This window comes from Streptomyces cinnabarinus (genome assembly GCF_027270315.1).
GTDB lineage: Bacteria > Actinomycetota > Actinomycetes > Streptomycetales > Streptomycetaceae > Streptomyces > Streptomyces cinnabarinus.
Genome location: NZ_CP114413.1, coordinates 4214870 through 4235066, shown reverse-complemented (window position 1 = coordinate 4235066; position 20197 = coordinate 4214870). Strand labels below are relative to the sequence as shown.

General features: G+C 72.7%; 18 protein-coding genes. 9 read left to right on the top strand and 9 right to left on the bottom strand.

The genetic code is table 11. From position 1 onward, the window contains the following. On the top strand, positions 1 to 4326 hold the full coding sequence (gene fxsT, locus STRCI_RS18970) for an FxSxx-COOH system tetratricopeptide repeat protein (RefSeq protein WP_336298806.1): 4326 nt from the start codon (positions 1 to 3) through the stop codon (positions 4324 to 4326). Between the two features lie 72 nt (positions 4327 to 4398). Here fxsT and STRCI_RS18965 read toward each other — a convergent pair whose 3' ends face one another. The 3 genes from STRCI_RS18965 to STRCI_RS18955 form a co-directional block, all read right to left on the bottom strand. Continuing rightward, complete coding sequence (locus tag STRCI_RS18965) at positions 4399 to 6174, bottom strand: HEXXH motif domain-containing protein (protein WP_269660152.1); 1776 nt, start codon at positions 6172 to 6174, stop codon at positions 4399 to 4401. Between the two features lie 17 nt (positions 6175 to 6191). Beyond that, on the bottom strand, positions 6192 to 6374 hold the full coding sequence (locus STRCI_RS18960) for a hypothetical protein (protein ID WP_269660151.1): 183 nt from the start codon (positions 6372 to 6374) through the stop codon (positions 6192 to 6194). A gap of 118 nt (positions 6375 to 6492) precedes the next feature. Then, positions 6493 to 7461, bottom strand: coding sequence for an effector-associated domain 2-containing protein (locus STRCI_RS18955; protein ID WP_269660150.1), 969 nt, complete (start codon positions 7459 to 7461; stop codon positions 6493 to 6495). 205 nt (positions 7462 to 7666) lie between these two features. Here STRCI_RS18955 and STRCI_RS18950 point away from each other — a divergent pair, with 205 nt between their 5' ends. Together STRCI_RS18950 and STRCI_RS18945 are read left to right on the top strand one after the other, a co-directional pair. Next, positions 7667 to 7840, top strand: a complete 174-nt coding sequence (locus STRCI_RS18950; protein ID WP_269660149.1) for a hypothetical protein — start codon at positions 7667 to 7669, stop codon at positions 7838 to 7840. Beyond that, positions 7837 to 9528 (top strand): HEXXH motif domain-containing protein, encoded by a 1692-nt coding sequence (locus STRCI_RS18945; protein ID WP_269660148.1) that lies wholly within the window; start codon positions 7837 to 7839, stop codon positions 9526 to 9528. The genes STRCI_RS18950 and STRCI_RS18945 overlap by 4 nt, the downstream gene beginning before the upstream one ends. A 24-nt stretch (positions 9529 to 9552) precedes the next feature. Here STRCI_RS18945 and STRCI_RS18940 read toward each other — a convergent pair whose 3' ends face one another. Then, on the bottom strand, positions 9553 to 10026 hold the full coding sequence (locus tag STRCI_RS18940; protein ID WP_269660147.1) for a GNAT family N-acetyltransferase: 474 nt from the start codon (positions 10024 to 10026) through the stop codon (positions 9553 to 9555). Positions 10027 to 10035: 9 nt separating this feature from the next. Then, complete coding sequence (locus STRCI_RS18935; protein ID WP_269660146.1) at positions 10036 to 10851, bottom strand: aminoglycoside phosphotransferase family protein; 816 nt, start codon at positions 10849 to 10851, stop codon at positions 10036 to 10038. 95 nt (positions 10852 to 10946) lie between these two features. Between STRCI_RS18935 and STRCI_RS18930 the strand changes: the two genes are divergently transcribed. Together STRCI_RS18930 and STRCI_RS18925 are read left to right on the top strand one after the other, a co-directional pair. Continuing rightward, positions 10947 to 12353, top strand: a complete 1407-nt coding sequence (locus STRCI_RS18930) for an NAD(P)/FAD-dependent oxidoreductase (RefSeq protein WP_269660145.1) — start codon at positions 10947 to 10949, stop codon at positions 12351 to 12353. A gap of 45 nt (positions 12354 to 12398) precedes the next feature. Then, positions 12399 to 13346: a bifunctional GNAT family N-acetyltransferase/NUDIX hydrolase gene (locus tag STRCI_RS18925; protein WP_269660144.1), complete on the top strand. Its 948-nt coding sequence runs from the start codon at positions 12399 to 12401 to the stop codon at positions 13344 to 13346. Positions 13347 to 13355: 9 nt separating this feature from the next. On the opposite strand, the gene STRCI_RS18920 is transcribed toward STRCI_RS18925, so the two are convergent. Then, positions 13356 to 14756 (bottom strand): M1 family metallopeptidase, encoded by a 1401-nt coding sequence (locus tag STRCI_RS18920; protein ID WP_418953357.1) that lies wholly within the window; start codon positions 14754 to 14756, stop codon positions 13356 to 13358. Between the two features lie 7 nt (positions 14757 to 14763). Between STRCI_RS18920 and STRCI_RS18915 the strand changes: the two genes are divergently transcribed. After that, positions 14764 to 15264, top strand: a complete 501-nt coding sequence (locus STRCI_RS18915; RefSeq protein WP_269664586.1) for a hypothetical protein — start codon at positions 14764 to 14766, stop codon at positions 15262 to 15264. Between the two features lie 6 nt (positions 15265 to 15270). Here the strand turns inward: STRCI_RS18915 and STRCI_RS18910 are convergent, their stop codons facing one another. After that, positions 15271 to 15945, bottom strand: coding sequence for a pentapeptide repeat-containing protein (locus tag STRCI_RS18910; RefSeq protein ID WP_269660142.1), 675 nt, complete (start codon positions 15943 to 15945; stop codon positions 15271 to 15273). Positions 15946 to 16097: 152 nt separating this feature from the next. Between STRCI_RS18910 and STRCI_RS18905 the strand changes: the two genes are divergently transcribed. Both STRCI_RS18905 and STRCI_RS18900 read left to right on the top strand, forming a co-directional pair. After that, complete coding sequence (locus STRCI_RS18905) at positions 16098 to 17255, top strand: NAD(P)-binding protein (RefSeq protein WP_269660141.1); 1158 nt, start codon at positions 16098 to 16100, stop codon at positions 17253 to 17255. A gap of 67 nt (positions 17256 to 17322) precedes the next feature. Continuing rightward, the gene (locus STRCI_RS18900; protein WP_269660140.1) at positions 17323 to 18303 is read left to right on the top strand and encodes a zinc-binding dehydrogenase; all 981 of its coding nucleotides are present in this window, start codon (positions 17323 to 17325) and stop codon (positions 18301 to 18303) included. A 58-nt stretch (positions 18304 to 18361) separates the two neighbouring features. Here the strand turns inward: STRCI_RS18900 and STRCI_RS18895 are convergent, their stop codons facing one another. Continuing rightward, positions 18362 to 18937, bottom strand: coding sequence for a TerD family protein (locus STRCI_RS18895; RefSeq protein WP_015659590.1), 576 nt, complete (start codon positions 18935 to 18937; stop codon positions 18362 to 18364). Positions 18938 to 19114: 177 nt separating this feature from the next. Here STRCI_RS18895 and arfB point away from each other — a divergent pair, with 177 nt between their 5' ends. Then, positions 19115 to 19552 (top strand): alternative ribosome rescue aminoacyl-tRNA hydrolase ArfB, encoded by a 438-nt coding sequence (gene arfB / locus STRCI_RS18890; protein WP_269660139.1) that lies wholly within the window; start codon positions 19115 to 19117, stop codon positions 19550 to 19552. Between the two features lie 154 nt (positions 19553 to 19706). Here arfB and STRCI_RS18885 read toward each other — a convergent pair whose 3' ends face one another. Further along, positions 19707 to 20177: a GNAT family N-acetyltransferase gene (locus STRCI_RS18885; RefSeq protein ID WP_269660138.1), complete on the bottom strand. Its 471-nt coding sequence runs from the start codon at positions 20175 to 20177 to the stop codon at positions 19707 to 19709. Positions 20178 to 20197: the final 20 nt, after the last annotated feature.

Genomic DNA, 20197 nt, shown 5'->3' with positions numbered 1-20197 from the left:
ATGACTTCGCAGAGCGCGGCGCGAAGCATGGCCGGGCGCCTGCCGCGGCCCGGCGGCGGCTTCTTGTCCATACGCGCAAGAGAGTGGCAGACGGCCTTGCGGGCGGCAGTGGGCGGTGCCACGCTGGACGTCAGAAGAGCCGGCGTGCTCGACACCGCAGGGGGGCGTGTTCCATCCGCCGTTCCTTCACCCTCCGATCGACTGTCCAGTTTGTACCCTCACCCCCTGTGGCCTGCCGTCTTGCACTGTATGCAGACCACTGTCAGGCTTGGCACGTGGATGTCACGCATGCCCTTACCGGACGCTCTGAGAGCGCTTATGCAGTGTGACGATGTCCCACGAACAGCGGCGGAACCGGCGTCTGACGAAGCGTCACTGGATGCCGTACCGCTTGCCCTGAGCGAACTGGCGCGGCCGGTATCCGCGGATCCTCCGTCCGTGCTCCTCGTCGTGGACGATCACGCGACGATGCGGGTGTGGGAGGAGACGGTCCAGAAGCTGGCCGGTGAACTCGCCCGCGAGGAACGGCTGGGCGGGATCACCACGGTACGGCTGCTCAGTTCCGATGACACCGAGCCGGCCCGGATCCGGCTGGAGCAGCTGCCGCCCTCCCCGTCCGAGCGGCGGGTGGTGCTGGTGCTGACGGACGGTCTGGCCGCGGGCTGGCGCTCGGACGCGGTGCTGCCGCTGCTGCGGGAGCTCGGGCGGACCGAGCCGCTCGCCGTGCTGCATCTGCTGCCGCAGCATCTGTGGTCCCGGGCCGGACTCGACGTGAACCGGATGCGGTTCGGCTGCGCCCGCCCCTGGGCGCCCAACGACACCCTGCGCTGGGAACTGCGCGCCTCCCCCCTCGAACCCGTCGACGATCCGGACGCCCGCACCGGCGTGGTCCCGGTCCCCGTGCTGGAGCCGACCGAGAGGTCGCTGTCCGGCTGGGTCGATCTGGTCACCGGCGGCTCCGACGGCTGGGTGGAGATGTCGGGGATCAGGGCCCGGGACTGGAAACGCCGGGCGGACGCGGCGCGGGCGGTGCCCTGGGTGGAGGACGTGCCGGACCCGGCCAGTGCCGTACCGCCCTGGGAGCGGGTCTCGGACTTCAGGGCTGCCGCCTCGCCCAAGGCGTTCGCGCTCGCCACCCGGCTCGCCGCGGCTCCGTTGACGCTTCCGGTGATGAACGCGGTGACCGCCTCGGTGCCGGGGGCCGGGCCCGCGCATCTGGCGGAGCTGCTGATGAGCGGTCTGGTGCGGACCTCCGGCGCGGACGCCGAGCGCGCCGCCGACGTGGTCTTCGTCTTCGGCCCCAACATCCGCCAGGAGTTATTGGCGCTGTCCCGGCGCAGGGACACCGCCCGGGTGCTGCACGATGTCCGGGCCCTGCTGAGCGCCGGACCGTACGACGTCGGCGCACCCCCGGCCACCGGCACCCCGCCCGGAGTCAGCGCCCCGTCGGCCGCCGAGCCCCAGGTCGCCGAGCCGCTCCTGCCCGCGCCCGAGGAACCCTTCGAGACGGCCGACGTGCCCTCGGTGACCCGGCGCAATGTCGCCTTCCTGCGCGTCGAACTGGCCGCCCTGCGCGCCCTGTCCGGCAAGTTCCTCCCCAGAGCCGACCGGCTGGCCCGCGCCCTGCGCGACTACGACCGGCAGAACTCCGTCAGCCTGCGCAAGGGCGTGGGCTTCCGCACCGCTCCCGAGAGCGATCGCCACGCCCAGGAACAGGCCCCGACGGGGGCCGGGACAACTTCAGAAGGAGCCACGGCCATGACCGCCACGCATACGCAGCCCGCGGTGGAGAGCGGGCGTTCGACGCCGCGTATCTGGGGCAACATCCCGCCGCGCAACCCCAATTTCACCGGCCGCGTGGACCTTCTCGAACGTCTCAGTGAGCGACTTCTCGAGGGCACCACCACCGTGCTGCCCGAGGCGATCCACGGCATGGGCGGCGTCGGCAAGACCCAGCTGGCGATCGAGTACGCCTACCGGCACCAGTCGGAGTACGACGTCGTCTGGTGGATCCCCGCCGAGCGCCCCGGCCAGATCGGCCAGGCGCTGGTGGAACTGGCCCAGCGGCTCGGCCTGGTGACCAGCGCCGAGGCCAATATCGCCGGCCCCGCGGTGCGCGAGGCGCTGCGCGAGGGGCGGCCGTACTCCCGCTGGCTGCTGATCTTCGACAACGCCGACAGCCCGGAGCGGGTACGGGACTACTTCCCGACCGGGGGCAGCGGCACCATCCTCGTGACCTCCCGCAACCGGCGCTGGAGCGTGGTCGGACCCTCCCTCGAAGTCGATGTCTTCACCCGTGAGGAGAGCAAGGAGCTGCTGCGCCGCTCCGGGCCCGACGACCTCGACGACGCCGAGGCGGACCGGCTGGCCGACGCGCTCGGCGACCTGCCGCTGGCGCTGGAACAGGCCGCGGCCTGGCGGGCGGAGACCGGGATGCCGGTCTCGGAGTACCTGCGGCTCTTCGAGCACAAGCGGGCTGAGCTGCTGGAAGTCTCGCCGCCGCCGGACTACCAACTGCCGGTCGCCGCCGCGTGGAACGTCTCGCTGGACCACCTGGAGACCCGCAGCCTCACCGCGCTCAGGCTGCTCCAGCTCTGCTCCTACTTCGCCCCCGACCCGATCTCCCGCTCCATCTTCTCCGGGCTCGGCGGCTCCACCATCGACCCCGAGCTGGACCGCGCGCTCAACGACCCGATGCGGCTCGCCCGCGCGGTGCGGGAGATCAACCGCTACTCCCTCGCCCGGATAGACCACCGCACCAACTCGATCGAGATGCACCGTCTGGTGCAGGCCGTACTGATCCACCGTATGACCCCCGAGGAACAGAAACGCATGCGCAATGGGGCCCACACCCTTCTGGCCGCCGCGGACCCCAAGGGTCCCAACCAGTCGACCAACTGGGGGCGGTACGCCGAGCTGTACGGCCATGTGATCGCCTCCGGCGCGATCGAGTCCGACCAGCCATGGGTCCGCGAGCTGGTGATGAACGTCGCGAGGTACCTCTGGTACTGGGGCGACCACAAGGTGGCCCGGGAGTTCACCGAGCAGGCGTGGCAGACCTGGCAGGCGCTGTTCGGCGAGGAGGACCAGCAGACCCGGCTGATGGGCTGGTGGCTGTGCTTCCTGTACCTGAAGGTGGGGCGCTACGACGACGCCTCCCGGCTGGTCTCCCAGCTGAAGGACATCTACGCCCGCACCGCGCCCGAGGGCCGTGAGGACACTCGCGAGGACGCGCTGGAGACGATGAACCTGGAGGCGGCGGTACGCCGGGTCCAGGGCGACTTCGCGGCCGGCGCCGACCTGGACGAGATGGCCTACGACCGGGCCCGGCGCGCCTTCGGCGAGGACGACCCGACGACCCTGGGCACCGCGCACAACCTCGGCGTGAGCCTGCGTCTGGTGGGTGAGTACCAGCGGGCGCTGGAGCTGGACCAGCACACGCACTCGCTGAAGACCCGGCTGTACGGACGGGACCACCACCAGTCCCTGATCACCGAGGGCAGTATCGCCATCGACGTCCGCGAGACCGGCGACTACGTCGGCGCGCGGTCCCTCCAGGAGGCCGTCGTCGACGGCTTCCGGCCCGTCTTCGGCGCCGGGAACCCCTCCACGCTCCAGACGCTGCGCCAGCTCGGCGAGGCCTGCCGCAAGGAGGGCGACCATGAGAAGGCGCTCGAACTGGCCCGGGAGGCCTTCAGCCAGTTCACCCGGCGGTACGGCGACACCCACCCCGAATCCCTGACGGCCGCGCTGGCGCTGTCGGTGGCGTTGCGGCACAACGGCGAGCTGGAAGCGGCCCTGGACCGTGGTGTGAAGACCAGCGAGCGGTTCCGGCGGGTGTTCCGGGCCGATCATCCCCATGTGCTGGCCGCGGATGTGGACCTCGCGGTGACGCTCCGGCTGCTGGGCCGGGTGGACGAGGCGCGGGCGCTGGACGAGGAGGCGCTGGCCTCGCTGACCGAGCGGCTGGGGGAGGGGCATCCGATCGCCCTGGCCTGTGCGATCAACCTCGCGAGCGATCTGAGTGCGCTGGGGCAGGTGACCGAGGCGCGTGAACTCGGCGAGCGGTCACTGGAGTTGAGCCGGGATCGGATGGGCGAGAACCATCCGACGGCGCTGGTCTGCGCGGCGAATCTCTCGCTGGATCTGGCCACGCTCGGTTCCGAGGAGGAGTCCGAGGCGCTGCGGGAGGACACCTTGGCCCGTATGGAGCAGGTGCTGGACGCGCCGCGCCTGCGGTCCGCGGAGCCGGCCCCGCACCCGGCGACGGTGCAGGCCCGCGCCCGGGAGCGGGCGAACTGCGACATCGACCCGATGCCGCTGTGAGGTAGCGGTTCGGGTCCGCGGCGGCGCGGGCGGGCGAGGTGTCGCCTGCCCGCGCTTGCGTTTGTGCGGGAGCTAGTTCGCCAGCCACGTCGCCAGCGCCACCGGGTCCGGTGGGGTGCCTGTGGCCGTTGCTATCGCCGCGTGGACGGCTCGGGCTCGTTCCGGGTGGTGGCGTAGGAAGTGGGCCGCGGTCAGGGAGGTCTGGGCGAGGGTCAGGCTTTGGGAGAGGCCGGACCAGGCTGTCGGGTGGCCCGGGTCGGCTGCCAGGTGGGTCGCGTACGCCTGTTGGGCCGCCCGCGCTTCGCCGGCCGCCAGGAGGGCGTCGGCCCCGAGCGCTCCGGTCACCGCCGCCTTCTCCGGGTCGTCTCCCGCCAGGCGGTGGCGGGTCAGGACGGCCAGGGTGTCCAGCCAGCGGGCGGATTCGTCGGTGCGCACCTCGGGGGGTGCCGTCAGGGAGCGGGGCGGGGCGGGGGCTCCGGAGAGCCAGGCCCCGGCGGCTTCCGCCACGGCCTGCCGCGGTGGGCGCAGATGGTGGGCGCGCCAGCGGGCCGCGTGGTCGGCGGCGCAGCCGCGGGCCAGGGCGAGGGGGGCTTCCGGGACCGGCTCGTCCAGCCAGCGGGTGCACAGGGCGTACAGGCGGTCCAGGAGCTGGGCGCCGATCGGTGTCAGGCGTTCATGGCGGTGGACCTGGCGCAGGGCCGTGGTCACATGGGCCCGCCACAGCGCGAACTCGAAATGGGCCAGGGGGGTTGCGGCACCCGAGGCCAGCCGGTGGGTGCGCCAGAAGCGGGCGATGCCCACGAAGGCGTAGATGCCCTGCAGCAGACCGTCCAGCGGGCGGGGGTCGTCCCGCCAGGGGGCGTACCAGAGTTCGGGGGATTCCGAGGTCTCCCGGGTCAGCAGGGGCGTCAGGTGCAGCAGGCCGCCCAGCTTGGTGTGCTGGAACTCGTGGACCAGGGTCACCGCCAGCTGGACCACGTCGTCCGGCTCCGAGGACTCGACGCCGCCGAACGCATCCCCAGCCGTCACACTGCGTGGCCGAAACCTTTCCCTCGCCGGGCCCGGTGTCAGCGACAGCAGCCCCCGGCGCATCGCCTCCGCGGTCCTCGGCTGCTCGTCCAGCAGTACGGTCCAGGCCCGCTCCAGCACGCGCCGCCACTCCTCGGCGGCCTCCTCGGACAGCGGGCGCGGTTCGGTCGGCCGGGGGTAGGTCCGGTACGGGTCGACGTCGTCCAGGGCCAGGGAGAGGCGGTGGGTCGCGGGGCCGAGCAGCAGTCGGCGCAGTGGGTGCCAGCCCGGCGCCGGGGTGTCCGGCGAGGCCGGGACGGTGACCGTGGCACCCGGTGCCGTGACGAGCGCGCTGCCCGCCTTCCCCCGTACCGTCGCCGTCGTCCACGGCTCGGTGGTGGGGAGTTCGGCGCAGCCCAGGGTGGGCAGGGGGACTCGGCCGTGGCGCATCGGGACCTCGATCGAGAAGTCCAGCTCCGCGCGTAGCGCCGCCGCGGCGGCCAGGCAGGACACATGGCCCAGCACCACCCACAGCGGCGGATCGTCCTGCGGGGCACTGCCGCGCAGTCGGCGCAGCGCCGTGGCCAGCCACATTCCGGTCTGCGGGTACATCAGCAGCTCGTCGACGACGTCCGGGGCCCGGCGCTGGGCCGCGGTGAGCAGCTCCCAGGCGGGGTCGAGGCCGGTGGCGTCGTCGAGCATCCGTAACAGCAGCAGCCGGCGGCTGCGTTCGGCCGCGAGCAGTAGGTCGATCGTGGCCGGACCGCCCTCGCCGCAGCTCAGTTCCTCCAGGCCGGACGACGGAAGACGGTGATGGGGGAGCGCGGGCTCAGCACGCATCGGCGGCCCTGGCCTCCTCAGTCGTACCGCTCCGCACTCGGGTTGAAGTCGCTGACGCTCGCCTGCGCGAGGTCGATGCGCTGCCGTAGTTCGTCCAGTGATCCGGCGAGTACCTGACCGTCCATGGAGCGCAGCGTTTCAAGAGACACCCCCGCGAGATCGACTAGGTTGGACTCGACGGCGGCCACAGACGGCTCCATGACGGCCAAACCCCTTCCCCCCGGCTGCACTTGTGCGGCGGGCTGCTCACATCCCCCTGATAATGGCCCGCCGTGCCGGGGATGAAACCCCGCGTTCGAGCCGCGCCGCGATATCAGGTCAGCGGTGGCGCCGGGACAACTCCACCGCCTCCTGGTCCATTCGGACGACCCCGACGGATTCGCCCTCCACCAACCGTATCGCTTCCAGGAGTTGGTCCAAGGTCCCCCGATAACGCAGACACGTACGCAGAATCCCGAACACGTCCGGCCGCAGCGCGGGAGAGCGCGGGCTCATGGCCGAGATCACCGGGTCGATGCTGTCCAGGATGAGCGTGAGGCCGTTGCGGTCGCTCACGGAGGGCAGCAGGGTCAACGCGGTGACCAGGCCGTCGAGTTCGCGCAGGGGGAGGGTCTCCGGCAGATCGGCCAGGGAGACGGGGCCGTCGGGGTCCGGCGCGGGGACCGGGATGTGCGTCAGGCCGGCCGGGGTGGTCGGCAGGCCGGCGTGCCGGTGCAGCAGACGCAGTTGGGCGTCGGTCAGCAGCTCGTACCAGCGCTCGACGCGGACGGCGGCGAGGCGGCCCAGGGCGTCGGTCCGGCGGTGCGGGCCGACCAGGCCGATCAGCGTGTCGTCGTGCCAGACGGCGGCGCCGGCCATGCGCTCCCAGGGCGAACGATCCGGACGAGGGCCCCGGTCCACCGATCCGATGGCGAGTTCGAGGGCGCCTCCGCGGGGGTCGGTCCGCACCGAGATCGTTCCGCCCGTGCAGAAGGCGTCATGGGTGTCGAGGCCGAGGTGGCCCATGACGGTGATCGGCAGCGTGGCAGCCGTCCGCGGCACGGCGCCGTACGCGGGTGGCGCACAGTCGTCATGCACCTGGCCCGTGATCTCCAGCAACGCCACATCGGCCTTGCCGGAGGCGAGCGCCACCTCGGCGGGCGCGGCCCACATGCGGTCGCCGTGGCCCGGTGCCACCCACACGACGGTCACCCGCGCTTCGCTGACCAGGTGGGCGGAGGTGAGGACCCAGCGGTCGCCGACCCGATACCCGGAGCCATGCCGTCCCGGACCGCGATCCGCACCCACGACGACTTCTGCCACCCGTTCCGAAATCAGCGCAACTCCTCGATCAATTCTGCGAGTTCCCTCACGCACGCTGCCTACCCGCACCGCTGTTCCGTCACTCGATCCGGGCTGATTCGGCGTCGTGAAGCTGTGCGGTCGCTGTGATGCACTAGGGTCGCCGCTGGAAAACGCGTAAAACACCTGAAATAGCGAAATGGACGGGGTCATGGACAAGTCCGGAGTCGAGTCCGAGCTGATCGACCTGAGCGGGGTTCCGCTGGACGCCTGGCCCTCCCTTCCGCTTCCGTCCGCCGACGGCTCACTGCGGCGGCTGCTCAGCCGTATCGACGACCCGGCCAGCAGCCTCGGCGGCTACAACCCGCAGCGCGACGAAGCGTGACCAGCCCGCACGTCCTTCCGGCCGACTCCTTCGACGAACTGCTCGGCGGTGGGGGCGGCCCCGCCGCCGTGGCCGAGCTGCGGGCCAGCGAGCGCAGCTGGCGGCTGCTGGTCGTACGCGCCCTGCTGGACGCGTCCGGCGAGGCGCCCGCGGCGGCCTGGCGGCTGCTCATGCGGGCCCGCGCCGCGGACCAGGCCGCCTTCGAGGAACTGCTCGCCTATCCGGCCGTCGGCGTGTGGGCCGCGCACACCCTGCGGCGGCTGCGCGGTACGGCGGCCGGTGACGGCGCCCCGGACACCGGCTATCTGCACGCCGTCGCCGCCGGCGCGGCGATCCGTGCCGGACTGGACTTCCGTACCGCCGTCCCCGTGCACGAGGGCTGGGCGGTGCTCCCCGCGCTCGGCGCCATGCGGGTGGGAGGCGGGGCATCGGCCGAGGTCACCGCCGTCGACGGTCGTGTGCTGGTCGCCGGGCGGCCGCTCGGCGGGCCCGACTGGCACCCGCTGACCCGGCTGACGGCCGAGGGGTGCGGGCTGCTGCTGGACGACACCGACCCGTACCGCACCCTGCGCACCCCCCTCCCCGCCGAGCCCGTCGACACCGACGCCTGGCAGGGGCTGTTCGCCGAGGCGTGGGAGATCCTGCGCGGGCTGGACGGGAGCGCGGCCCGCGCGCTGGCCGACGGTCTGGTGACCCTCGTACCGCGCCCGCGGGCCGAGCGGTTCCGGCCGCACAGCGCTTCCTCCGGGGACGCCTTCGGCGCGGCCCTCGCCTCCGTCCCCGACGACGGGGAGCAGCTCGCCTCGACGCTGGTGCACGAGTTCCAGCACAACAAACTCAGCGCCTTCATGCACCTGTTCACCCTCTACGACGATCAGGGCAGCGGCGGCGGACGGCTGCACTACGCCCCCTGGCGGGACGACCCGCGACCGCTGGGCGGGCTCTTGCAGGGCGTGTACGCCTTCTTCGGGGTCACCGGGTTCTGGCGGCGGCGCGCGCATCCGCTCGGGCGCTTCGAGTTCGCGCTGTGGCGGGCCCAGACCGCGCACGCGCTGCGGGGGATCGGTGCGGCGGAGGGGCTGACCGGGCTGGGGCGGCGCCTGGTGGCCGAGCTGGAGGGACGGCTCGCGCCCTGGCTGGCGGAGCCGGTGGAGCGGCGGGCCGCCGTGGCCGCCGAGCTCGCGGTGGCCGATCACCGGGCGACCTGGCGTGCGTATCACCTGCGTCCCGACCCGCGGGTGGTACGCGCCTACGCGGCGGGCGGCCCGCCGGTGGCCGACCCGGCCGCGCCGGACCTCGTGCCCGGCACCCCGTCCCGCGGTCTCGACACGCGGGCCGTGCTGGCGCGCTGGCTGCTGGCCGACCCGGCCGGGTTCGACGCGCTGCGGGCGGACCCAGGGGCCACCGTGGAGGGCGCCCGGCCCGAGGACGCCGCCCTGGTCGGCGGGGATCCGGAACGAGCGGCGCGGCTGTGCCGGGAGCGGATCGGACGGGGCGACGGGGACCCCGAGACCTGGGTGGGCCTCGGCCTCGCGGCCCGGGCGTCCGGGGATCCGGCGGGCGCGGCGCTGCTCGCCCGGCCGGAACTGGTGATGGCGGTGCATGCGGAACTCGGGGCGGGGGCCGATCCGTTGGAGACCGCCCGGGGGTTGCTCAGCGAACCGGCGCCGGCGGTGCCTCTTCGGTGAGCCCGCACACCGCTCGGGGGCTGCTCAGGCGCCCAGCGTCAGCAGTGCCTCGTCGGTGAGGCGGTACACCGTCCACTCGTCCTGCGGGCGGGCGCCCAGGGACTCGTAGAAGGCGATGGACGGGGCGTTCCAGTCCAGGACGGACCACTCCAGGCGCTGGTAGCCGCGGTCCACGCAGATCCGGGCCAGTTCGGTGAGCAGGGCCTTGCCGTGGCCGGCGCCGCGGGCGGTGGGGCGGACGTAGAGGTCTTCGAGGTAGATGCCGTGGACGCCGCGCCAGGTGGAGAAGTTCAGGAACCACAGGGCGAAGCCGACGGGTTCGCCGGTGGTGTCGTCGACGGCCATGTGGGCGTAGGCGGCGGGGCGGTCGCCGAAGAGCGCCTCGTGCAGTTGTTCCTCGGTCGCGTTCGCCTCGTCCGGGGCCTTCTCGTACTCGGCCAGTTCGCGAACGAGGGCGTGGATGACGGGGACGTCGGCGGGGGTCGCGGTGCGGATCATGGAGTGAGGCTAACCCCGGTGGGCGCGCAGCCGTTCGGCGATGTCCAGTTGCTCCGGAAGCGGAGGGTCGCCCTCCTCGATCTGCCACACCGCGTTCTGGAGCACCCGGCCCAGCGTCCAGGCCTGGGCCCGGTCCCGGTCCAGGCCGAGGACCTCCGTCATCGCGTCGAAGCGCCAGAGGACCTCGTCGGGGTCGAAGCGGTTCCAGAGGGCGGGGAGAAGCTCGAAGCCGGGGTCGCCCGCCAGCGGCTTGGGGTCGATGGCCAGCCAGGGGGCGCGGTCCGAGGCCAGGACGTTCTCGAAGTGCAGGTCCCAGTGCAGGAGCCGGTCGCCGGGCTCCTCCGCCACCTCCCGTACCGCCGCCGCGCAGTCCGCCAGCAGGGACGGTTCCCCCGTCCGGGGGAGTACGGACGCGGCGCGGTCCAGGAGGCGTGGGGCCAGGTCGCCGAGGCGGCGGAGTTCCGGTGGGGCGGGGGCGGCGGTCAGGCGGGCCAGCAGCCCGGCGACGACGAGGGTGGCTTCGCGGGTGTCCTCCAGGTCGTCCAACGGGCGTTCCGCGGCGAGGCGTTCGAGGAGCAGGGTGCCGTTGTCGGCGGCCAGGAGCCTTACGGCGCCGTCGCCGTTCCAGGCCCGTAGCGCGACCGGCTCTCCCACGGTCTCGTCGTCGACGTCCTGGAGCTTGAGCACGGCGGGCGTTCCGTCGGCCCGGAGCACGGGCAGGACATGTGCGCAGCGGCCTCGCATGGGCGGGCCGTCGCGGCGCAGCTCCCACTGTCGGAGGAAGTGCGCGGCGCGTTCCGTCAGCTCGTCCGGGAGGTCGGTCACGGGCCGACGGTAGCGGTGTTCCCGGGTCGCTCACCACGCGATATCGACGAAATCCGAAGGAGACAGTGGCCGTCGGCGCGGGTTAACGTCCGGCCATGAGCAGCTCGGGCAGCGATGTCGTCAACGGCGGCATCTCCTACTGGTACGCGGACGACGGTCTCCCTGCGGTGCGGGAGCCGCTGCCCGGGGACGCCTCCGCGGACGTGGTGATCGTCGGTGGCGGATACACGGGACTGTGGACCGCGTACTACCTGAAGAAGGCCGCGCCCTTCCTGCGGATCACTGTCCTTGAGCAGAAGTTCTGCGGCTACGGCGCCTCCGGGCGCAACGGCGGCTGGCTGTACAACGGCATCGCGGGCCGCGACCGGTACGCGAAACTGCACGGCCAGGACGCCGCCGTACGGTTGCAGCGGGCCATGAACGACACCGTCGACGAGGTCGTCGCCGTCGCGGCGGCGGAGGGCATCGAGGCGGATGTGCATCAGGGCGGGGTGCTCGAAGTGGCCCGCACACCCGCACAGTTGGCCCGGTTGCGGGCCTTCCACGAGGCGGAGCTGGCCTTCGGCGAGCGGGACCGGGAGCTGTACGGCGCCCAGGAGACCGCCGAGCGGATCCGGGTCGCGGACGCGGTCGGCTCGACCTGGACCCCGCACGGCGCCCGGGTGCATCCGGTGAAGCTGGTGAAGGGGCTCGCGGCGGCGGCCGAGGCGCTCGGGGTCGTCATCCACGAGCGGACGCCGGTGACCGGGATCCGGCCCCAGCACGCGGTGACGCCGTACGGCACCGTCCGCGCGCCCTACGTCCTGCGCTGCACCGAGGGCTTCACCGCCGCGCTCAAGGGCGAGCGGCGGACCTGGCTGCCGATGAACTCCTCGATGGTCGTCACCGAGCCGCTGACCGACGAGCAGTGGGAGTCGGTCGGCTGGGACGGCCGCGAGACGCTCGGCGACATGGCGCACGCCTACATGTACGCCCAGCGCACCGCCGACGGCCGGATCGCGCTCGGCGGGCGCGGGGTGCCCTACCGCTTCGGCTCGCGGACCGACAACGACGGGCGGACCCAGGACGCGACCGTCGAGGCGCTGCGCGAGATCCTGCTCGGGTTCTTCCCCTCCCTCGCGGGCGTGCGGGTGGCGCACGCCTGGTCCGGGGTGCTGGGCGTGCCCCGGGACTGGTGCGCCACGGTGACCCTGGACCGCTCGACCGGGCTCGGCTGGGCGGGCGGCTACGTCGGCTCGGGCGTCGCCACGGCGAATCTCGCCGCCCGCACCCTGCGCGACCTGGTCCAGCAGGACTCGGGGCAGGGCGGGCGCACGGAGCTGACGGAACTGCCCTGGGTGGGCCACAAGGTGCGCAAGTGGGAGCCGGAGCCGCTGCGCTGGCTGGGGGTGCAGGGCATGTACGCCGTGTACCGGGCGGCCGACCGGCGCGAGACGTCGACGCACGGGGCCCAGTCGTCGCGGCTGGCCCGGGTCGCGGACTGGGTGGCAGGGCGGAACTGAGGTCGGTGCGGCGCGGGTTGGGCCGTGCGCAGTAGCGTCGTCGGTGTGATCCTCGAACCCCTTTCCGTCACCCCCGACCACGACATCCCCGCCCCGCTGCTGACCGAGCTCACCGCGCTCTACGCCGCCAACCGTGATTTCCACGCCCTCAGCGGGGACTTCCCGGATCCGGACGATGTGCGGCCCGAGCAGGTGGCGGTGGCGCTGGCGGACGAGCTGGCGAACCCGGACGCCGAGGTGCTGCTCGCCCGGAGCGAGGGGCGGCTGGTCGGGGTGGTGATCACGCTCGCGCGCCATCCCGACCCGGCCGATCCGGACCCGTGGATCGGGCTGCTGATGGTGGACGCGAGCATGCACGGCCGGGGGTACGGGCGGCGGATCGCGCACGGCGTGGAGGACCGCTTCCGCGCGGCCGGGCGGACCGCCGTACGGCTGGCCGTGCTCGCCGGCAACCCCAAGGGCCTCACCTTCTGGACCGCCCTCGGCTACGAGGTCGTCGACGAGCGCGAGGACCGGGCGATGGGCCGCCCCTGCACGGTCCTGCGCAAACCGCTGCGCACCCCGCGCCGCGCCGCCCGGGTGGTCGTGGTGGACCCGGAGGGGGCGGTGTTCCTCTTCCGGTACGACAATGTCGAGGTCGGTGTCCACTGGGCGCCGCCCGGCGGCGGGCTGGAGTCCGGCGAGGGCCCGCGCGAGGGCGCCCTGCGTGAGCTGCGCGAGGAGACCGGCTGGACCGATCTGGAGCCGGGGCCGCTGCTGTGCACCTGGGAGCACGACTTCACGCACGCCGTGGGCCCCGTCCACCAGCACGAGCACGTCTACGTCACCCGCGGCCCGCGCCGCCCGCCCACCGGCCCCCACCTCGCCGCCGCGCACGCCGAGGACGGCATCCTCGCCTGGCGCTGGTGGAGCCGCGAGGAGCTGGCCGCGGCACCGGATCCCCTGTGGCCACCGGATCTGGCGCAGCTGCTGGCGGGGTTCGCGGGGCCCTGAGCGCGCCCGTCAGCCGGGCCGGTCCGGCTTGCCCTCGCCGTACAGCCAGTCCTCCCAGACGGAGTCGAAGTCCTCGTCCGGAGCCTGCTGTTCGACGTACCGCGTGAAGTCCTCGGTGTCCGCGTTGCCGTGGCGGTGGGCGGCCGTCCAGCCCTGGACGAGGTCGTAGAACGCCTCGTCGCCGACCTGCGCTCGGATCCGGTGGACGACCATGGCACCGCGGTCGTAGACCGGCCGGTCGGAGATGTCCGCCGGGCCGGGCGGCTCGGCGGGCGGGAAGGCCCACAGGTCGGTGTCGTCGCTGTCGTACAGCGCCTGGAAGGTCTCCTCGGCGCTGTCGCCGCCCTGGTCCTCCTCCCACAGCCACTCGGCGTAGGTGGCGAAGCCCTCGTTGAGCCACATGTCCCGCCAGGTGCGGGGCGTCACGGAGTTGCCGAACCACTGGTGGGCCAGCTCGTGGACGAGCAGCTCGGTGTCGGGGGCGCCGGGGAAGACGGGGCGGTTCTGGGTCTCCAGCGCGTAGTCGGAGGCGCCCGCGCGGGCGATGATCATGCCGGTGGAGGAGAAGGGGTACGGCCCGAAGTTGTACTCCGCCCACTCCAGGACATCGGGCAGCTCGCCGATCGCCTCCGGGCTGCCCTCCTCCGGGTCGACGGCGGTGTACACCGGCACGTCCCCGGCCGTGCCACGGCGGATGTCGTACTCCCCGATCGCGAGCGTGGCGACGTAACTCGCCATCGGCTCGGCGACGCGCCACTCGTACGTCGTACGGCCCCTGGCGGTGCGCCGGCCGGCCGGCTCCCCGTTGGAGACGGCCTCGACGCCCTTCGGGACGGTGACCGTGATGGTGTACGACGCCTTGTCGGCGGGGTGGTGGTTGCCGGGGAACCAGGCCATGGAACCGGTGGGCTCGCCGAGTGCGAGGGCGCCGTCGGGGGTGCGCAGCCAGCCCTCCTGGGAGCCGTCCGGGTCGGTGATCGTCCTCGGGGTGCCGGAGTAGCGGACCCGCACGGTGAAGGTCTCGCCGTCGTCGAGGGGCTCGGGCGGGCGGACGGTCAGTTCCGTGCCGTCGCGGTCCCAGTCGGCGCCCGCGCCCTCGACGGTGACGCCGTCGACGGTGAGCCCTTTCAGGTCCAGGTTGAAGGAGGAGAGGTCCTGGGTGGCGCGGGCGGTGACGGTCGCGGTGCCGGAGAGGCGGCGGGTGCCGGGCTCGTAGTCGAGGACCAGGGCGTAGTGGCTGACGTCGTAGCCGCCGTTGCCGGCCTTCGGGAAGTACGGGTCGCCCAGGCCGGGGGTGCCGGGGGAGCCGTGCCCCCCACCGGCGCAGGCCGCCAGGGCGAGCAGGGCGGGAACCAGGCGTAGCTGTACGAACCGGGACACGACCGTGATCCTACGAGGCCGTGACACCATCACCTACGTGCTCGACATCGGCTATGCCCTCTCCAACCGCTTTCCGGACCCGCCACAGATGGACTATCGCCGCGCGGATGTCCACGCGCTGCGGCACGACCTGTTCTGCGGTGATGTCTATCTCGCGGACACCAAGGCGGACCGGGAGCTGTCCACAGCCTGGGGATGGGTGCCGGTGCTGGACTTCGCGTGGGCGCTGTGCGACATCGTGGAGCGCATCGACCAGGACCCGGCGGGTTCCCGGGCCTCCCGGCCGCAGCGGGCGGAGCTGGACTTCACCGAGTCCACCGACCGGATGCTCTTCGAGCGCCGCTTCGGCTGGGTCGACGTGGAGTCGGACTGGATGCCCGCGGAGGAGGCCCCGCTGACCTTCTCGCACACCGAACTCAGGCGCGAGGCCCGGGACTTCCTGCACGACCTGATCGCCGACCTGTGCGATCTGCACGAGGACCTCGCGGAGAACCCGGCGATCTGGACCCTCCAGGCCCGCTTCCCGCGCCTGCCCTGAGCCCCGCTACTCCACCCGGATCCCCAGGGCGGCCGCCAGCACCGGTGCCAGATCCAGCAGTTGCCCCGTGCTGATCACCGCCCCCGCCAGCCGGTCCACACCCCGCGCGATCTCCAGGGACGCCGTCTCTCTGAGGTCGACGTCCGTCAAGGTCGCCCCCGCGAGATCCGCGCCCTTCAGCACGCACCCCGGGAACGAGACCCGCTCCAGCCCGGCGCCGCCGAAGTCCGGCTCCACCAGGACGCAGTTCTCGAAGACCACGTCTCTCAGGCGGGCCGCGCGCAGGTTCAGGTAGTCGATCTTGCCGCCGCGGATCAGGACCCGCTCCAGGGCGGCGCCGTGCAGCTGGACCCCGCCGAGGCGGGCGTCGAGCAGCTCCACGTCCCGCAGCGTCGCCTCCGCCAGGTCCGTACCGACCCCGCGCGGGGCGGTCAGCACCGAGTCCAGGAAGCGGGCGTGGGTGAGCCGGGTCTCGTCCAGCGCGCACGCCTTGAGCGCGCAGTCCATGAAGCGCGCCCCGCCCCCGTCCTGCCCCGCGAGATCAGCCTCCCGGAACTCAAGGCCGTCGTAGTCGCCGTCCGGCTCCAGCTCCCCCTCGGTGAACTCCGCCAGCGCCGGCAGCCGCACCTCGGGGCGCCGGACCGCCTTCACCTTCGTACCGCCGCCACCCGTAGTCGCCATGCCCCCATGCTGCACCCGACCACTGACAAAGCCCCTGACCTGCGAAGATCCAGCCGCTCTCGGGCCGATGTCACATTTGGCGGCCCCCGTCGCGTCGTACTTGCAGAGAAAGGCCACCGAGCAGCAGGCCACCCGAGCAGAGGGAGACCCCTATGCGCATCACCGTCATCGGCGGCGGCTTCGCCGGACTCGCCGCGGCCATCACCGCCGCCGAATCGGGCGCCGACGTCACCGTCTACGAGGCCCACCACACCCTGGGCGGACGGGCGCGGACCGCCGAGGGGCCGTACCGCACCAACGAGGGACCGCACGCCCTCTACAACGGCGGCCCGCACTGGTCCTGGCTCCGGCAGCGCAGCCTCATCGGACCGCTCGCCCAGCTCCCGCCCCTGGAGGCCGCCCGGCTGCGGCTGCGGCACCACGGCGCACTGCGCCGCACCCCGCCCTTCGGCATGCTCAAGATGCTGCGCCGCGGTCTGCCCCAGGCGCCGGTCGACGTCGACTTCCTGACCTGGGCGACCGGCATCGCGGGCGAGGAGGGCGCCCGCGCGGCGGCCCACTACTCCGCCGTGGCCCTCTTCCACCACGACCCGGGATCGCTGTCCGCCGCCTTCGTGCAGGAGCGGCTGCGGCGGGCCACCAAGCTGCCCCCGGAGGCGCACTACCCGCGCGGCGGCTGGGGCAGTGTCATCGGGCGGATGGCCGACCACGCCTGGAACCTCGGGGTCCGGATGGAGACCCTGTCCCGCGTCGACACCCTCCCGACCGACACCCCGGTCGTCGTCGCCACCTCGCTGGACTCCGCCCGGCGGCTACTCAAGGACGACAGCCTGACCTGGACGAGCGGCCGTACGGCGCTGATCGACCTCGCCCTGCGCACCCGGCGCGGCGACGCCTTCGCCGTGTCCGACCTGGACCGCACGGGATGGATCGAGCGGTTCACCGCGCAGGACCGGACCCTTGCGCCGGCCGGTGAGTCGCTGATCCAGGGGCAGATCCCGCTCGGCCCCGACGAGTCGAAGGCGGCCGGGATCGCCCGCGCCGAGGAGCTGCTGGACCTCGCCTTCGAGGGCTGGCGGGACCGGGTCACCTGGCGGCGGGAGGCCCTCGCGAACGGCCGTACCGGCGCCGTGGACCTGCCCGGCACCAGCTGGCGGGACCGGCCCGCCATCGACCGCGGGGACGGCGTCTATCTCGCGGGCGACCAGGTGGCCGCGCCCGGCGTGCTCTCGGAGGTGTCGTTCAACAGCGCCCTCACCGCGGTGTCGCTGGCGCTCGGCCAGCGGACCCTTGACCTCAAGCATGCTTGAGGTTGAAGAGTTGGGGGCCTGAGACAGCCGTACGCACCTAGATGCGCACCTCGATGGGGGTCCCCTGATGCACGCCATCCGTCTGCACGCCTTCGGCCCGGCCGAGAACCTCACCCACGAGCAGGTCGAGGATCCCCGGCCCGGCCCCGGCCAGGTTCGGATCGCCGTCGCCGCGGCCGGCGTCCATCTGCTCGACACCGCTCTGCGTGAGGGCCATGCGGGCCCCGGCCCGGCCCCGGCCGCGCTGCCGACGATCCCGGGCCGGGAAGTCGCGGGCGTGGTCGAGTCGCTCGGTGAGGGGGTGGCCGAACTCTGGCTCGGCAAGCGGGTGGTGGCCCACATCGGCTTCGCGCCCGGCGGTTACGCCGAACTGACCGTCACCGAGGTCGAACGGCTGCACGAGATCCCGGCCGGCCTGGACTTCGCCGAGGCGGTCGCCATGATCGGCACGGGGCGTACGACGATGGGGATCCTTCAGTTCGCCGAACTGGGCCCGGACTCCGTGGTCGTCGTCCCGGCGGCGGCCGGGGGCATCGGCACCCTGCTCGTGCAGTACGCCAGGCACGCCGGGGCCACGGTCATCGGCCTGGCCGGCGGTCCGGAGAAGGTCGCGCGCGTGCAGGCGAGCGGCGCCGACCTGGCCGTCGACTACAAGGACCCCGACTGGCCGGAGAAGGTGCGCGCGTGGCTGGGTGGGCGGACGGCGACGGTCGTCTTCGACGGTGTGGGCGGCACCGTGGCCCAGGAGTCCGTCGCCCTCCTCGGCGCCGACGGCAAGCACATCGTCTTCGGCTGGTCCGGCGAAGGCATCCACGACGGCGAGCCCTACCTCGTCGAGGGCCTCTCCGAGCAGGTCCTCGGCGCCTCGATGCTCGGCAAGGCGGGCGGCCCCAACCCCGTCCGCACGCTCGAACTCCGCGCGTTGATGGAGGCGGCGGAGGGCCGTATGGTTCCGGCGGTCACGCGCTTCCCCCTCGCGGAGGCGGCCGCGGCACACCGGGCGCTGGAGACGCGGGGGACGGTGGGGAAGGTCGTGCTGGAGCCGTGAGACGGGCCCACCACGCCGAAACCCCCGGCCGGAGCCGGGGGTTTCGGGTGGGTCGGTGTCAGACGTTGACGCCGAAGTCCTGGGCGATGCCCACCAGGCCCGAGGCGTAGCCCTGGCCGACGGCGCGGAACTTCCACTCGGCGCCGTTGCGGTACAGCTCGCCGAAGACCATGGCCGTCTCGGTGGCCGCGTCCTCGGACAGGTCGTAGCGCGCGATCTCGGCGCCGCCGGCCTGGTTGAGGATGCGGATGTAGGCGTTGCGGACCTGGCCGAAGTTCTGCGAGCGGCCCTCGGCCTCGTAGATCGAGACCGGGAAGACGATCTTCTCGATGTCGGCGGGGAGGCCCGCCAGGTTGACGTTGATCGCCTCGTCGTCGCCCGCGCCCTCACCCGTGCGGTTGTCGCCGGTGTGGACGATGGTCTGGTCCGGGGTCTGCTTGTTGTTGAAGAACACGAAGTGGGCGTCGGAGTAGACCTTGCCCTGCGTGTTGACCGCGATCGCGGAGGCGTCGAGGTCGAAGTCCGTGCCGGTGGTGGTGCGGACGTCCCAGCCGAGGCCCACGGTGACGGCGGTCAGGCCCGGAGCCTCCTTGGTGAGCGAGACGTTGCCACCCTTGGACAGGCTTACAGCCATTGTTGGGAGTCCCTTCCCTCGTTTGCGTACGGCAGTACGGCCTTGAAGCTACAGCTACCCCTATGAACGCGGAGAGGGGTGGCCAAGGTTCCAGGTGTCTTTACTTTCTTTACCAAGCACCATTCGAACGGCTCCACCGCGATATTGGGGTGACGTGGACCGGACAGAGCGGGGAACATGGACGGCATGTCCGGTCCTCATGTCATCCGCGGCTCCGTCTCCCTTCCCGAGGCCGAGCTCCAGTGGCGTTTCTCGCGTTCCTCCGGGCCCGGCGGCCAGCACGTCAACACCAGTGACTCGCAGGTCGAACTCCGCTTCGACCTCGCCCGTACGGAGGCGCTGCCCGAGGTGTGGAAGCAGCGGGCCCTGGAGCGGCTCGCCGGACGTCTCGTGGACGGTGTCCTCACCGTGCGGGCCTCCGAGCACCGCTCCCAGTGGCGCAACCGCGAGACCGCGGCCGTACGCCTCGCGTCCCTCCTGGCGGAGGCCACCGCACCACCCCCCAAGCCCCGCAAACCGACTCGCATTCCCCGCGGCATCAACGAGCGCCGCCTCCGCGAGAAGAAACAGCGCTCCCAGACCAAGCGGGGGCGGACCGGGCGGGACTGGGGCTAGGGCCTGTCGTTTGGATCAGTCCGGCGTCGCGGGGTCTGGGGCTTCACCGTCGTACGGGACCGGATCGCCGTCATCGACATCGTGAGGGACCCGGGACCACTGGCCGAGCTTGACGGGCGGTCGGTCCGGGGTGGCGGGGCGCCCGCGCCTCCGGCTACGACAGCTTCAGCACGCCCACCGTCTGGTTGCCGCTCGTCTCGCCGTTGGGTTCGAAGCCGAGACGGAGATAGAAGTTCTCGGGGCCGGTCGGGCCCGGGTGCCAGGTGACGTAGAGCTCCTTCGTGCCCCGGGCGCGCAGCTCCGCCGCCACCGAGTCGACCGCGAAGCGGCCGTAGCCGCGGCCCTGTTCGTCGGCCGCGATGTTCAGGCGCCACAGGCCGGAGCGGACGAGGCTGCCGTCGCCGAGCCAGTCGATGTCGAGGAAGGCCATCAGGAAGCCGACCGGACGGCCGTCGTCGACGATCAGGCGCGGCCAGGCGACCCCGGGCCAGACGTATGCCTCGGCGAGCGAGTGCGCCACCGGCTCGACGGCGTGTTCCTGGTCCGGGCGTATCCGGATGCCGAGCGCGGCCTCGATATTTTTCGGTGTGAGGGTTTCGAGACGGAGGCCGGTGGTGATCGTCATACGCGCACCCTAGGCGGCGA

Excerpts from the sequence above, each read along its gene's own strand:
- fxsT (WP_336298806.1), top strand. The coding sequence starts at position 1 with ATGACTTCGCAGAGCGCGGCGCGAAGCATGGCCGGGCGCCTGCCGCGG.
- STRCI_RS18965 (WP_269660152.1), bottom strand. The coding sequence starts at position 6,174 with ATGCGTGCTGAGCCCGCGCTCCCCCATCACCGTCTTCCGTCGTCCGGC.
- STRCI_RS18960 (WP_269660151.1), bottom strand. The coding sequence starts at position 6,374 with ATGGAGCCGTCTGTGGCCGCCGTCGAGTCCAACCTAGTCGATCTCGCG.
- STRCI_RS18950 (WP_269660149.1), top strand. The coding sequence starts at position 7,667 with ATGGACAAGTCCGGAGTCGAGTCCGAGCTGATCGACCTGAGCGGGGTT.
- STRCI_RS18940 (WP_269660147.1), bottom strand. The coding sequence starts at position 10,026 with ATGATCCGCACCGCGACCCCCGCCGACGTCCCCGTCATCCACGCCCTC.
- STRCI_RS18930 (WP_269660145.1), top strand. The coding sequence starts at position 10,947 with ATGAGCAGCTCGGGCAGCGATGTCGTCAACGGCGGCATCTCCTACTGG.
- STRCI_RS18920 (WP_418953357.1), bottom strand. The coding sequence starts at position 14,756 with ATGGTGTCACGGCCTCGTAGGATCACGGTCGTGTCCCGGTTCGTACAG.
- STRCI_RS18910 (WP_269660142.1), bottom strand. The coding sequence starts at position 15,945 with ATGGCGACTACGGGTGGCGGCGGTACGAAGGTGAAGGCGGTCCGGCGC.
- STRCI_RS18905 (WP_269660141.1), top strand. The coding sequence starts at position 16,098 with ATGCGCATCACCGTCATCGGCGGCGGCTTCGCCGGACTCGCCGCGGCC.
- STRCI_RS18900 (WP_269660140.1), top strand. The coding sequence starts at position 17,323 with ATGCACGCCATCCGTCTGCACGCCTTCGGCCCGGCCGAGAACCTCACC.
- STRCI_RS18895 (WP_015659590.1), bottom strand. The coding sequence starts at position 18,937 with ATGGCTGTAAGCCTGTCCAAGGGTGGCAACGTCTCGCTCACCAAGGAG.
- arfB (WP_269660139.1), top strand. The coding sequence starts at position 19,115 with ATGGACGGCATGTCCGGTCCTCATGTCATCCGCGGCTCCGTCTCCCTT.
- STRCI_RS18885 (WP_269660138.1), bottom strand. The coding sequence starts at position 20,177 with ATGACGATCACCACCGGCCTCCGTCTCGAAACCCTCACACCGAAAAAT.